This is a genomic window from bacterium (assembly GCA_022616075.1).
GTDB lineage: Bacteria > Acidobacteriota > HRBIN11 > JAKEFK01 > JAKEFK01 > JAKEFK01.
In genome coordinates, this window is the sequence record JAKEFK010000392.1 from 1 (window position 1) to 13,964 (window position 13,964).

General features: G+C 50.9%; 13 protein-coding genes. 5 read left to right on the forward strand and 8 right to left on the reverse strand.

Annotated features, from left to right (window positions below; genetic code table 11):
* The 6 genes from L0156_30120 to L0156_30145 all read right to left on the reverse strand — a co-directional run.
* On the reverse strand, window positions 1-82 hold an 82-nt coding region (locus L0156_30120; protein ID MCI0607258.1), incomplete at its 3' end, for a dihydrofolate reductase.
* Window positions 45-248, reverse strand: coding sequence for a hypothetical protein (locus tag L0156_30125; GenBank protein MCI0607259.1), 204 nt, complete (start codon window positions 246-248; stop codon window positions 45-47). The genes L0156_30125 and L0156_30120, both read right to left, overlap by 38 nt.
* A 5-nt stretch (window positions 249-253) precedes the next feature.
* Window positions 254-475 (reverse strand): integrase core domain-containing protein, encoded by a 222-nt coding sequence (locus L0156_30130; protein MCI0607260.1) that lies wholly within the window; start codon window positions 473-475, stop codon window positions 254-256.
* Window positions 476-510: 35 nt separating this feature from the next.
* Complete coding sequence (locus L0156_30135; GenBank protein ID MCI0607261.1) at window positions 511-792, reverse strand: hypothetical protein; 282 nt, start codon at window positions 790-792, stop codon at window positions 511-513.
* A gap of 116 nt (window positions 793-908) precedes the next feature.
* Entirely contained in the window at window positions 909-2,414 is a 1,506-nt protein-coding gene (locus tag L0156_30140) for a peptidase S10 (GenBank protein MCI0607262.1), read from the reverse strand.
* Window positions 2,415-2,544: 130 nt separating this feature from the next.
* Entirely contained in the window at window positions 2,545-8,970 is a 6,426-nt protein-coding gene (locus L0156_30145; GenBank protein ID MCI0607263.1) for an ABC transporter substrate-binding protein, read from the reverse strand.
* A gap of 101 nt (window positions 8,971-9,071) precedes the next feature.
* Here L0156_30145 and L0156_30150 point away from each other — a divergent pair, with 101 nt between their 5' ends.
* From L0156_30150 to L0156_30160, 3 genes are all read left to right on the forward strand, one after another.
* Window positions 9,072-10,400 carry a hypothetical protein gene (locus tag L0156_30150; protein ID MCI0607264.1) on the forward strand — a complete coding sequence of 443 codons (1,329 nt, stop codon included), beginning with the start codon at window positions 9,072-9,074 and terminating at the stop codon, window positions 10,398-10,400.
* Between the two features lie 124 nt (window positions 10,401-10,524).
* The gene (locus L0156_30155; GenBank protein MCI0607265.1) at window positions 10,525-11,976 is read left to right on the forward strand and encodes a tetratricopeptide repeat protein; all 1,452 of its coding nucleotides are present in this window, start codon (window positions 10,525-10,527) and stop codon (window positions 11,974-11,976) included.
* 56 nt (window positions 11,977-12,032) lie between these two features.
* Window positions 12,033-12,239, forward strand: a complete 207-nt coding sequence (locus tag L0156_30160; GenBank protein ID MCI0607266.1) for a hypothetical protein — start codon at window positions 12,033-12,035, stop codon at window positions 12,237-12,239.
* Between the two features lie 28 nt (window positions 12,240-12,267).
* Here L0156_30160 and L0156_30165 read toward each other — a convergent pair whose 3' ends face one another.
* The gene (locus L0156_30165) at window positions 12,268-12,912 is read right to left on the reverse strand and encodes a zinc ribbon domain-containing protein (GenBank protein ID MCI0607267.1); all 645 of its coding nucleotides are present in this window, start codon (window positions 12,910-12,912) and stop codon (window positions 12,268-12,270) included.
* A gap of 106 nt (window positions 12,913-13,018) precedes the next feature.
* Here L0156_30165 and L0156_30170 point away from each other — a divergent pair, with 106 nt between their 5' ends.
* Together L0156_30170 and L0156_30175 are read left to right on the forward strand one after the other, a co-directional pair.
* The gene (locus L0156_30170) at window positions 13,019-13,264 is read left to right on the forward strand and encodes a DUF2191 domain-containing protein (GenBank protein MCI0607268.1); all 246 of its coding nucleotides are present in this window, start codon (window positions 13,019-13,021) and stop codon (window positions 13,262-13,264) included.
* Window positions 13,261-13,713 carry a type II toxin-antitoxin system VapC family toxin gene (locus tag L0156_30175; GenBank protein ID MCI0607269.1) on the forward strand — a complete coding sequence of 151 codons (453 nt, stop codon included), beginning with the start codon at window positions 13,261-13,263 and terminating at the stop codon, window positions 13,711-13,713. Before L0156_30170 ends, L0156_30175 begins: the two co-directional genes overlap by 4 nt.
* 51 nt (window positions 13,714-13,764) lie before the next feature.
* On the opposite strand, the gene L0156_30180 is transcribed toward L0156_30175, so the two are convergent.
* Window positions 13,765-13,964: hypothetical protein (locus L0156_30180; protein MCI0607270.1), on the reverse strand; the 200-nt coding region annotated here is incomplete at its 5' end.

A 13,964-nucleotide genomic window follows, 5' to 3' on the forward strand; every position in this document is an offset into this window, starting at 1 on the left:
GTATTTCTTCATCTGCAATTAATGCCGTGTGGTCGCAAAACCCGTCAAGTGTCATATTGATTGCTGCAATTAGTTTTCTCATATTTTGTTTTTAATTGTAAGTATTTTTTTTCTGTTCGCAACCTGATCGGGTTATTCCTGGCGAGTTGCTCCTCAGCAGAGCTCGCTTCCGTTTGACCGGACAAATTCAGTGTAATAGTACCCTCAATCGGTTTCAATATAGAATCGAACGTATCCTGAATTTTCATAACTACTAATTCTGTAGTAATTGTTCTGAAATGCTCTGCGCTGCTGCCTGCCGTGCGATCCGGCGCTGTTCTCGCGCGGCTTCAAGCTTACGATCCCTTTCTGCAAAAATCTGCTTCTCGCGGCCTTCCAGCTTGGCCAGAGGCGTGATGTATCCAATCGCGCTGTGCAGCCTGCGTTCGTTATAATGCGTTACGAATTCGCTTACGATGCGTATGGCGTCCTCCAAAGAAATCGGGCATTTAGCCCGGATTGCTTCGTTCTTCAGACTCTTATGCCATCGGCACCACGGACATGTTTGATAAGTCTGGTTCGTTGGCTTTTGCCGTTGCTTTGGACTGGAGCTGAACGGACATCATCCGTCCTGCCATGGAATGCTCCGCCAATTGTGAATTTTTCTGTTTGTGCAGAAATGCTTTTAGCCTCAGGCTCAGCCGTTTTGGGTTGCTCCATCGCCCTCGGCTGATTCATTGAATTCGAGTCGACAGCTACCGGCATCTCAATCGTGGGAGGTTGTGCTGCGGAACCTCCGATTCTAGTGCTCATCTTTTCCTCCAGCGACCGCGTCATTGTTCGGTCATGATACCTAAGACGAACGAAAGGATGAGCGAAAGGAGGAACCCAAAAATATTTGCGCGGATGAGACGTTCACACCACTTTGTTTACTTGCCCTGGATGAACACGCGGAGATCTTCGGCCATCTGTTTTGATGACGGAGCGTACATGTACATCATGTGGCCGCCGAAATAATTCTTCAGGGTCACACGGTCTTTCGGGATTCCGCTGTGATCGAAGATGTATTCGGTTGCGTAAAAGGCGGTGGCGAGATCATGCAAACCGCTCGCGACAAAAACACGAAAATCCTTATTGGTGGCGGCTGCCTGCGCAAGATACTGAGCGGTGTATAGAAATCCATCGAATGCGGAGGTGTTGTTGCCGGCTCTCTTCCAACTCCCACTCGCTTCCAGCGAAAAGACTACGTAGGGGCGTTCCATCTTCACCTTCAAATCGCCGGAGAGATAACTGTTGATTGTTGTAACAAAAGGTCCCGCGATTCCGAATAGAAACGGATCAAACTGAACGGCTTCACCCGCATCATCCGGATCCTTGCCCAAAAATCGTGTGTCGTGGATCGCGATCGTCTGGCCACGCGCGCGCAAAAGCTCTTTCAGGAATCGATTGCTGTCGATTCTGAGACGGGTCCGCTTCAGATACTCCACACTCAATCCTGTGAAGTGATTAAGCTTCGCTGCAATTTGGTCTACCCGATCGGAAGGAAGCGAATCTCCCTGAAAGAGCGCCGCAAGATATTCAGCGCCCGCAAATACTCTGGCTTCACGCAAAAATGTGTCCAGATCTGCTGTTTTTGCCGGCAATGCATTGTGATAGTAGGCGGTCGCAGCGAAAGTTGGCAGATTGGTCACGTACGGAAGCTCGTTTCCCGGACCGGCTGTCATGAAGGTGCGCACGTCCAGCGCCGTAGAAAGCAGAATGACCCCGTCAAACGCAACACTATCCAGCAGCTTCAGCTCCAGATCCCTGATGAGCACACTCGCGCGAATCGTTCCATAACTCTCACCGGCAATAAATTTTGGTGAATTCCAGCGTTTGTTTTTTGTGAGATAGCTTCGAATGAACTGCGCGATCGATGCCGAATCCTCATCCACACCCCAGAATTCCGAATCCTTTTTCTTACCGAGCGCGCGACTGTAACCGGTGCCGACCGGATCCACAAAAACGAGATCTGAATAGCGCAACAGAGTATCCGGATTGTCGGTCAGTTCAAAAGGTGGAGCTCCCGGGATTACAGCATCGTTGGAAAATGCGAGGCGCTTGGGCCCAAATGCGCCGAGGTGCAACCAGACCGCGCTGGATCCTGGGCCGCCATTAAACAGGAAAGTAACGGGCCGCGTTTTCGGATCGGCAACTCCCTCTTTCAAATACGCAATCGTAAAGATGCTTGCCTGTGGCGTGCCTTCCTGGTCCTTGAGAAAAATTTCCCCTGCAACCGCCGAATAATTGAGCACTTCGCTTCCGATTGTAATTTTGTGATGGCTTACAAATTCTACCGGTTCTGCAACCGGTTTCTCTTTTTCAGGCGGCGGTGGTTCTTGCGCAAAAACCAGTGTCGATACGATCAATAAAGCTACAGCAATTCTATGTTTCATCATTCATCCTGTTGCGTCGTATTTCATCAGATTTCGTGCACGGACGCAACGGCGCAGTGACGGAGCGGCAACGATAAAGGCTGAATGCCCAGGAGAGAGGAACAGCGCGGCCGTGGCCCGCAACTGTAGATCAGCGCCCCAGCGAGAGGTTTTCGTACGGGACGGACTGGATCGCGAAGGTGACTTCGAAGTCCTGGACTTCGGGACGTGCGAAGCGATACTCCTGTTCATGAAACAACGGAAGGATCAGTGCCTGCTTGCGGATCAACTTTTCAGCTTGCTGATAAATGTCATGGCGGAGTTGGGGATGCGTTTCCTGCCGTCCTCTTTCGATGAGTCGATCCATTTCGGGTGTGCCGCAAAACCTACCAACTAGTCCGTCTTTCGTATGGACGATGCCATCGAAAAACGTATCTGCATCCGGATAGTCTCCAATCCACCGCGTAAGCGTGAAATCAAATTTCGGAACCAAAAATGAGGAAATCTGATCAGTTTTTGCCGCATCCACGCGCGAGTGGAATCCGCTTTCCTGAAGCGCCTGATAAACACTTTTCGCAAAAGAGGAATAAGCCCCGTCAAAAATCGAATGTATGAATGCCGTCACGTCGAAATTGTCTCTGCCTTTTTCCGGGGCCGCTGGAACGCTTCGTCCGGCTGGTTCGTAACCAAGCAGACCGGGAGGAATCAGGCTATGCGCCGGCATAGCAAGTCTTCCCAAATTTCGCCTGACAAGTGTTTCCACATTTAACGCTCGAATGAACTGATGGCGAAGTTTCTCTTCAGAAAAAAGGCCCTGATGGATGTTGAAGGCAATAAAGTACGTGGAAAGTCGAGGAGTTTCCCTGTAAAGGGAAGCGAATTCGGATTCATGTCTGAGCAATTCCACATCCGAAGGAAACAGTTCCCCGGCAAGTGAGAACCGCCCGGAACGGAACCCGGACAAAATTTCCTTTGGTGGAACACCAAATGAAAACACCAGACCCTCACTTTTCGGATATCCCGCGCGCCAGTAATCCGGATTTGCTTCCAGCTCGAGTCGCTCCCCAGGCTCGAATCGTAGAATGCGAAACGGACCGGTTCCTACAGATCCTTCGCGCCAGCTCGCATCAAATTGTTTCGTTCCCTCCGGTACAATCGCAGCGGTCGGATATGATACAAGGGCCGGGAAAAAGGAAAGTGGCTGTTCGAGATCAATCGTAAACTCAGAAGCAGATAGAATCCGAAAGCCTTTTAATTCGGTGGCTTGAGCGTTGAGTAACTCTTTCGCTCCTTGAATCGGAGAAAAAAGGAAACGACTCCGACTCTCAGGGTTCTGTAAAAGATGCTCGAAAGAGTACCGCACGTCTCTTGAAGTCAATCGTCTGCCATCGTGAAACCGAACATCCTTTCGTAAACGAAAACGAAACCGTCTGCCCCCTTCTTCGACATCAATGTCTGAAGCCAGCCACGGAATAATTCGCACGCCTTCCGTCTGGCGGGCCAAAGTCTCGAAAATATTCGGCAATACTTCAGCCTGCTGCAGTGTGCCGGTTAAAGAAGGATCCAGGTGAGCTAGTCTGGTCCCCATCGGAATGGAAATAATTCCACCTGCGCTTTTCCGCCGTACGGCAGGCGCGCCCGATTCCGTTTTTCCAAGCTCAGCATAATTCACAAACGGAGAACTGCTGCGCAACGCGAGCTTGCGAACTTTCGGACTTGCCACACGGTAATCGATATCGTAGAACAGAGGCAGAACATATCCGGTCTCTATCAGGATGCCTTCTATCTTTCGATACATTCTCACACGGGCTGCCGGATCGGTTTCGACGCGCGCTTCCTCCATCAGCTTGTCCAGATCTTCAGATGAATAAAACTTGTAAAGGCCTGCTTTCGAATGAAACAGGAAGTAAGTGAAATTGTCCGGATCGTCGTAATCGGCATTCCATCTTCCAATCAATAGGTCGATCCCTTCACTTCCTCCCGCTTCCTGATAAGACGCCAGATACGAAGCGATCGTCAAAGTTTCGATGGAGACCTCCACACCGAGGTCTGCCCAGTTGTTGAATAGAGCCTTTGTCAGGGACTGATAGCGATCTTGAAAAATGGGATGAACTGCGGCCTTTAAGCGGATCGGCTTCTTTGGAAGTTTGGTCGAATCGATGAGCTGTAAGGCCTCCTCCTGGAGAAGTGGTTGCCGTCTCCTGCCCGGATCGTGTCCAAGAATTCCGGGAGGAATCACACCGGTGGCCGGCTGCGCAAAGCGTCCGAACGTTCCGCGCACCAGATCATCAATTCGAACCGCGCCACACAATGCTTTGCGGAGATCATCATTTCTGCTGATCTCGCTTCGATCGTTGAAGATGACGTAGTAAACATTTTTCTTTGGTACTTCCACAACTCCAGCGCGTCGATCCTGTAAAATCTCCTCCAGGTCTTTCGGCAATAAATTGCTCGCAAGATCAAACTTGCCCGATTTCAAACCGCTTGCGATTTCGGCAGAGCTCACACCGCAGTGAAATTCGATGGAATCGAGTGGTGGTATCGTTCCTTTCCAGTACTGCTCGTTCCTATCGAGCGTGACATGGTCCGGTTGATACGAACGGATTTTGAAGGGTCCGGTTCCGATCAAAGTTTCCCCTGCGATTGCCAACCTCGAATCGGTGAGAAGTGAGGGAAACAACGGAAGCGGCTCTTCCAGTAGAATTTTTAACCGGTTCTGAGACTCAACACTGATTCCTTCTACAGAATCCTTAGCGCCTTCGATATAAGCGCTCACTCCACGAATCGCGGCAAAGCCAGCGGGCAAGTTTCCAGCGCTCAAGCGGATCCCTTTTTCAAAAGCGGTTTTGACCTGTTCCGCTGTTAACGGTTCCCCGTGGTGCATCAGGACATTGGGGCGAAGCGTAAACAGAAAGGACTTTCCCTGCTCCAACACTTGCCACGATTCGCAGAGGCGCGGAACAATGTGTCCCTGTTCATCCATATCCAGGAGTGTTTCAAAAACATTTCCACTCACTTCGTTTTCTTCAATGATGCCGGTCTGAGCCGGATGGAATGCGCCGAGCGGAACTGGAAGCGCGACCTGAAGCGTTCCACCCTGCGGAACTACTTCCTCTTTTTCTTTGACCGCAGGTTTGAGACGTTCCGCTTCCTCTAAATACTGTTTCACCTTATCGTATTCGCCGCGCAAATTCGCCACCGTTGCAGCAAGCGACAGCAACTTGGCCAGCGTTTCCTGTTGCTCAGTTTCGCGAGCGAGAACCAGGCCTTTCTCCACCCACTGTCTTGTTTCATCCGTTTTGCGGGCTTCCCACGCAGTTTCTGCGGCCAGGATCAAAGAATTCAAAACAAGCAAAGGCTCTTTGCGGCGTTCGAAAACGCGGATCGCAAACTCGAACTCCTGTAGCGCAGCGTCCATGTCTCCCGCGAGACGATGCGCCTGCGCTAGAAGCGATCGAGCTTCGCCTTCCAGAGCCGATGTTTGTCCGGACTCCTCTTCAATGAAATCGAGAACTGTGTTTGCTGCGCGCCGTGCATCTTCAGCGCTCAGCGCATCCAGAGATTTACGAGCGAGCTTCACTCCGAATTCAATCACCTTTTCCGGAATGTCCCCTTCCGAGTAGTGATGCACGAGTAGTGGATAGATTCGCTCCAACCGACCGGCATTACGCTTTTCGAGCTGCTCCGCATATTTGCGATGAAGCGAGCGTCTTTTGCGGCGCGGAACTTTTGCGTACAAAACGTCGCGCACCACGCCGCTGGAAAACGCAAGAACATCGCCGCGCGATTCGCGAACTTCTTCGATGAATCCGGTCCCGAGCAATTGATCGATCTTGTCTTCCACCTCTTTTCCTTCGGCAAGCGCTTCGAGATCCTGGAATTCAAACGTTTTTCCAATGATAGAAGCGGTCGAAAGGATTTCGCGCCAATCTTCCGGCAAACGCTCGATTCGTTTTTCCACCGCCTGTTGAATTGTGGGAGGCAGAGATTCCGAAGTTAATGCGGCTTCACCTGATAGATTCCACGCGCCAGTGTCGGTTTGAACAATTTTGCCGGAGTCGATCAGCGATCGGACCAGCTCTTTCGTGAAATGCGGATTCCCTTCTGTGGCCTGGAAAAGCCGCTGCACAAAATCCGGTTCCAATTCGGAGCTTCCGATTAAAGTTTGCAGCAAGGTTTGATGCTCCGCGGCGCCGAAGGATCCGAGCTGCATCGACAAGAAACGACGATCGCCGAGAAAGCTATCGAGCATGCGGTTCAACGGATGGTGCTTGTCTATGTCCCCGCTGCGATAACTCCCCACGATCAAAGTGGGAGTTGTGGCGAGCCGTCTAACGATGTACTGCAGCGCTTCGAGTGAAACATCGGCATTGTGGAGGTCTTCAAAAAAGAGCACCAGCGGCTTCCCCGCCCCGATGCGCAGAAAGGAACGCGCAAGCACATCATATATATAGGTGCGATCCTGCATTCGCTGTGTTTCGGAGGCAGCCGGCTTGTGGCCGCCTGTGATCTCATCCATTTCAGCCAGTACCGGAAAAAGTGAAATCAGATCGGGCGCCAGATCCGAAAAATCGACAGGTCCAGAGGAAGAGCCGCTCATCTTTGCATGAAAATATTCCTGGATGACCTCACAGAACCCCTGATAGGGAAACGCTTGATCGAGCTCCACAAATCGGCTGTGCAGGACGCGGATTTTCTTCGCCTTTGCAATATTTTCCAGCTCTTCCAGAAGGCGGGTTTTTCCGATTCCTGCTTCCCCTGAAACCACAACAAACTGGCATTCGCCTTGTAGTGCTGCTGAGCTCATCCTGCGCTGCAGTTCGGTGAACTCCTTTTCTCTTCCGATGAAAGGCGACGGCGCAGGACGCTGAATGTAGGACGAAGGTCTATGAATCGCGGAGAGTTTCTGGCCTCGTTCGCTTTCCCGCAGTTTTGAACGATGCCGGATCAAAGCATCAGCCAGGTCTTTTGCATGCTGCGGGCGTTTCGCCGGATCTTTTTCCAGACATTGCATGATGATGTTTTCCAGCTCTTCCTGGACTTCCGCACCCAGCATTCGCGGAGGATCGGGAGACTCATGCGCGATCCTGTAAAGGACCGATTGCACTTCACCGGAGAAAGGAGGCTTGCCGGTTAAGCATTCGTACAGCACAACTCCTAGCGAATAAACATCGGTTCGCGCATCGATAATTTTTGTTGATAACTGTTCAGGACTCAAATAGCACATCGTGCCAACAACTGACCCGGTGCGTGTCAATCGATGTTCTGTGGAAGCGGTCGCCAACCCGAAATCCGTGACGCGCACACGCACGGTGGAATCCTCGCGCGCCACCATGATGTTTTCCGGCTTGATGTCGCGGTGAACGACGCCTTGCTTATGACTGTACTCAAGACCTTCAGCAACTTGAATTCCGATGTCGAGCACGTCGCCCAGACTTAACGATTGCTCATTCAAGAACGCGCGCAGGCTTGTTCCCTGAACGAAAGGCATGATGAAAAAGATCGAGCCTTCATGTTCACCGATGTCATGAATGTGAACGATGGCGGGATGATCCATTTTGGCAACGACGCGCGCTTCCCTTTTGAATCGCTCCACTGCATCTGCGCTTAGCAGATCCGGCGAAATGACTTTGATCGCGACGTCCCGTTCCAGGAGCGGATCATGAGCGAGGTGCACGACGCCCATTCCGCCGCGGCCCAACTCGCGCAAGATCTGGTAACGGTTCGCAAATGTCAGACTTCGCAGCGCGTTCGCAAGCTCCGCTGCTGAGGAATAGCGCCTGCTGCGATCTTTCGCTAAACACCGTCTGATGATCGAATCGAGCCCTTGCGGAACGCTGGTGCTGATTGTGCTTGGCGACGGCGGCTCCGCTGTGGCAATCTCATGCAAAACGGACAGAATGCTTGGACCGGTAAAAGGCACTCTGCCTGTTGATGCCTGGTAAAGCACGCACCCGAGCGAAAAAATGTCCGTGCGCGCATCCAATAGCTCTCCGCGCGTTTGCTCGGGTGACATGTAGGCCACAGTTCCCAGTACCATTCCGGTTTTCGTCAGCTTGCTCAGCGTATGTTCATTGCTGAGTGCCTGATCCGCAACCTGCGTCAGCTTTGCAAGGCCGAAGTCCAAAATCTTGGCCTGTCCAGCAGGTGTTACTAATATGTTCGAAGGCTTGATGTCCCGGTGGATCAGCCCTGCAGCGTGCGCTGCAGCAAGGGCGTCGGCTATTTGCGCGCCAAGCTGGACAAGGCGCGAAGGTTCAATCGGGGCATGATCAATCATCGATTTGAGCGTCTGCCCTTCCACGTACTCCATTCCAATAAAGGCCAAGTCTTCTGCTTCTTCGATGGAGTAAATCGTGACGATGTTCGGATGGTTCAGAGCGGAGGCGGCTCTTGCTTCCTGCAACAAACGCCTTTTGGCCTTTTCATCTTCAGCGGCATCAGGAGGCAAAAGCTTGAGCGCGACCTGGCGTCCGAGCTTTGTATCTTCTGCTTTGTAGACCTCCCCCATCCCTCCCTGTCCGATTTTTTCGAGTACGCGGTAATGAAGGATCGATTGTCCGGATTCCAGCGGCACGTTCTAAAGTTTAACACAGGCCTTACTCGATGATTCCTGGACACCGCCGACTGAAAGATTTTCTGCAAAAGCTCTTATCTCTAGATAGGTAGGAGGTACGCATGAGTAACGGAATCAGACCGTCCGGAGCAGGACACGTAAGCACGCCGTCCACAACTGCGGTAGAAAACAAGATCAAGCCCGAAAAAACAACGCCGGCAAAGCAGCAGTCGGAGACAACTGAAAGTAATGGAACGGCGCGGTCCAACGCAAATGCAATGCGAGGAGATCTTGGATTCTCTGGTCAAATCAACCAAATGGTTTTGGAGAATGCTGTTCTGCAAGCTGACGCCGACCCGAACGCCGCAAACAATCTTCGCGTGAATACGTTGCCTCCACAACTGGAAAAAGCGAACGTTCCGAAGAATGTTCGCGAGGATCTGCTCAAACAGATGTCCGGTAAATCGGGCCCGGAGCTCAAGCAGCTCCTGGACAAGACAGATAAAGCGCTTGCTTCCAAAGATCCGGCGGGTGAGGTGAAGTCCGTTGTGCTGCAGGGAAAGGTCGATGCGTATATGGATTCTTTCAACTCCACGTACGAAATTGGCGGTAAAAAGGTAGAGGCAACACCGCATTTCCGGATGACAGACGGCGCAAGCGGACCGGCGGGTCGCAAAGAGACCAGTCAAGTACGCGCAGATCTCCAGAAGCTGATCGAAAAACATGACAAAGGAAAGCCGAAAGACCAGCAGCTCTGGAATAAGGAGATGCATGATGCTGTTCGCTTTACCGCGGCAGGTAAACCGAGTGCAGACCAGGTCAAGATGGTTACGGACGCCTTGATCAAATCCGGTGAATTTGAAAAGGCAAAGGCGAAGCATCCCGGTTTGAGCGATTCAGAAACAATTCGCATGATGCAATGGAATCACGGGATCGGAATCGATTGTGCGGGATACGTATCGCAAGCGTTTGTCGAAGTGCACGGAGCGACGCGCGGGAAGTTTAAATTGCAATCCGTTTCAGATGAGAATCTGATGTACTTAAAGGGCAACCCCAACTTCACACAGGTAAAGCCGGCCGATGTCAGGCCGGGTGATTTGATTGCTCTGGATCCTCCAACAAAAGGTGATGTCGGTCATACGGCCTTGGTTCGCGATCATCACATCGCGACTACGGCCGAACAGAACGGACTCACCGATTTGGGAGCTCAGAAGTTTTCGAAGGACGGAGATAAGATTCATGTGTATGAAGTGGATGCATCGTGGAGCGCCGGCCCGGATGGGAGTCTGAAAGGGGGTCTGGTTCGCAAAACCTGGCTCTTTAACGAAGACACGGGAAAGTGGGCGCTGACCCGGCCGGATGGAAAGGGAGGCCTGGAAATCAATACCTCATCAATGAACGGACCCTACCATCATCCGATGAATGGAATCTTTCGTCCAAAACGGGAATAAATTTGCGGACGTGTCGTCCGCACCACATTTACTCATCTTTGTAGCCATTCGAACTCCGCTCATCCCACATTGCTTGGAGCAACAGATCGGTCCTCCTATAAATGATGAGGAAAGGAGGACTTTCATGAATACTCGCATTGCATGTGTTTTTCTTGTTCTCATCTTATTGTTTCAATTCGCATCAGCAGATCAAAAAGGGAAACTACCGCTAACAACGGCGTCAGAAAAAGCGCGAAACCATTATCTGCAGGGACTCAACCTGGCTGATACGCTCAGGATTCAGGAGTCCGCGCAACATTTCCGGAACGCCATCAAGGAAGACCCGCAGTTTGCAATCGCTCATTTAAATCTGTCCTTCACCGAACCCAACACAGAAGACTTTTTCAAAGACCTCAACCAGGCGCTCAAGTTTGCCGATCAAGCATCCGAAGGAGAGCGGTTATGGATCCTTGCCACAGATGCTGCAGTAAAAGGCTTCCCCAATCAGCAGGGAGAGTATCTGGAAAAGCTGGTTGCAAAGTATCCGGACGACGAACGCGCTCACCACTTACTTGGCACTTATTACTTCGGCCTGCAGAAGTACGAGAAAGCGATTGGTGAATTTGAAAAAGCAATTTCCATAAATCCCGGTTTTTCAAACTCTTACAACATGCTCGGATACTCGCAGAGATTTGTTGAGCAGTTTGATAAATCCGAGAAAGCTTTCGTGAAATACATTGAGTTGATTCCAAACGATCCGAATCCGTATGACTCCTATGCCGAGCTCTTGATGCGAATCGGGCGTTACGATGAATCCATCGATAACTATCGCAAAGCGTTGAAGATCGACTCCCATTTTGTAAACTCCTACACGGGTATCGCCACGAATCTCAATTTCAAAGGGAAACATGCGAGCGCAAGAAAGGAGCTGGACAAACTGTACGCGATTGCGCGAAATGATGGGGAGCGCAGACTGGCGCTTTTTGGAATGACAATTTCTTATCTAGATGAAGGAAATTGGAAAAAGGCACTGGAAGAACAGGAGAAGATGCTTGCTCTGGCGCGCAAGATGGAGGATCCCACAAACATAACAGGCGACCTGAATACAATCGGCACTATCCTCATGGAAAATGGTCACGCAAAAGAAGCTCAGGCAAAATTCGATGAAGCCGCAAAAATCACGGCCGATTCAGACCTTTCGCCGGAAGTAAAAAATGTCGCGCAGCAGACTTACAAATTCCTGTCCGCATGGGCATCCCTCAAGCTTGATGATGTGAAAAAAGCGCGAGCGTTTGCGGATGAGTTCGGGAAGCTGGCTGAATCGGAGAACAATCAATTCCGGATCTGGCAATCCCACCAGCTTGCCGGCATGATCGCGATGCACGAGAAAAATTACGATGTTGCGATTCGTGAGCTGGAACAAGCCAATCTGCAAGATCCTTTCAATAACTTCCGGCTGGGTCTTGCGTATCAGGACAAAGGAGACGCAGCTAATGCTAAGAAATACTTTGAACGCGCTGCCGGCAACAATGGATTGAACAATCTGAATCTGGCTTTCATTCGCGGCAAAGCAAAACAATACGCAAAAGAAGGCTGACAGCAGAGTAGAAGAAGGTCTCGGGTTTGACGTCATAGACGATATAGTGCTCCCTTATGACCCTGACGCCGGGAACCCAGCTCGGTCCATATGAAATCGTTGTGGCGATCGGAGCTGGAGGAATGGGCGAAGTGTATCGCGCGCTCGATACACGACTCGATCGAACAGTCGCGATAAAAGTCCTTTCCTCTGAGCTCATTGTATTTGTAGAGGATTATGCGTTTGCCGATCTGGATGGTCTGCACCGTCTGAAGCGCGTGTGATCTTAAATTGGTCGCCAGCACTAAAGAACTAGAGCGTCATTTTGTTGCCGCAATCCGGACAAAACAGAGTCGAGGGAACGCTTTCGACACCGCAGCGTTTGCACTTGATCTTTGCAACAAGCGCGCCGCCGCATTCGGGACAGAATTTACTGCCAGTCGTTTTGGCTCCGCAGGTTGGGCAAACCGGAGTTTCCGCGGTTGCCTTGCTGCTCATGTCGATGTGTCCCACCAGATTGGTTTCGCGGGCTTTCTGAAAAATTTGTTCGCTGGTTGCTTGCGCCTGAGCAGCAGCAAGCGTCTCCTTTTCATCCGGCGCGCAAGCTTCGCACAAACCTCTCGGCTGATTCCAACAAACTTCGGGACAGACCCACATGCCACACCTGCTGCATTGCTTGAAGTGCTGCTTCCCTTCTTCGACCGCCTTCAACAAAGCATCATCGTGCGCCTTTCCTCCAATCGCGCGCTGGATTTCGTAAGTACTGTTCCCCACGCGGCCAAGAACTCCTCCGAACAAGTTGCCAGCCGCGCGCAACAAACCGCCTGCCATTCCAGTAACATTCGCTTGAAACGCGGATAAATACCCGTTCCTGCATTTGTCACAGTAAAACTTGAACTGATATCCGCGATCCGTAGAAAGATCGTCATAGTTCGCAACAAATTTAATCAGCGCCATGTTCCCAGCATTATATACCTAGTTTCTAACGCCGGCTTCCAGTCGGCCAAAAGTTTCAATTGACATCAAGATGTTATTTATTTAACATAATGATGTTATCAATTATATGCGTACGACACTAACCTTAGACGACGATGTTGCCGCGAAACTGAAATCCGAATCAAGAAAATCAGGAAAATCTTTTCGCGAAACAGTCAACGATTTTCTCCGAATAGGACTGAACAGCAATAAACAAACGAAACCGGGCAAGAAATTTCGGGTAAAAACACGAAATCTGTATCCGAGAGAAGGCTTGAATTTCGACAATATCGGGGAGTTATTGGAGCAGGTGGAAGGGCCTTCTCATAAATGATTCTCATTGATGCAAACTTACTTCTTTATGCCTATAACCCTCAGTCCGAATACCATGAACGCGCGAAACAATGGCTGGAAGAAACATTTTCTCAAACTGAGCCGGTCAGGCTGGGATGGCAATCAATTCTCGCCTTTCTTCGGATCGTAACGAACGTCCATGTTTTCAAAAAGCCCTTTACTCCCAGAGAAGCGCGCGGAATTGTTTCTCACTGGCTGGCCCAGCCATCGGTCGCGGTGCTCGAACCTGGCGAAAGACACTGGGAGATTTTGGGTGAGTTACTCGAAGATGCCCAGATACGCGGACCATTGGTAACGGATGCGCACTTGGCGGCCCTGGCGATAGAGCATGGGATGACTCTCTGTTCGCATGATAGCGACTTTCTCCGTTTCACTGGTCTGAAATTTCAGGATCCACTCCGAATTTCACCCGACGACCAGAACCCTTGAATCAAAAATAAGAAGCAACTTCGCCTGCCATCGAAAGAAGAGATTACGCAGCTACTGATGGAGCAGCAAATCATGCGGGAACAGGCTTCGTTTTTCGCAAGCATAATCTTGCCGGCTAAAAGCCGAGCCTGTTGAAAAATCAGTTGGAGTGCGGACTTCCAGTCCGCAAAAACCTGATCGCTCGACGAGCATTTTGCGGGCAAGGATGGCCGCGCTCCAACTGGGACCGCCAGCATCTGGATTTTTCAACA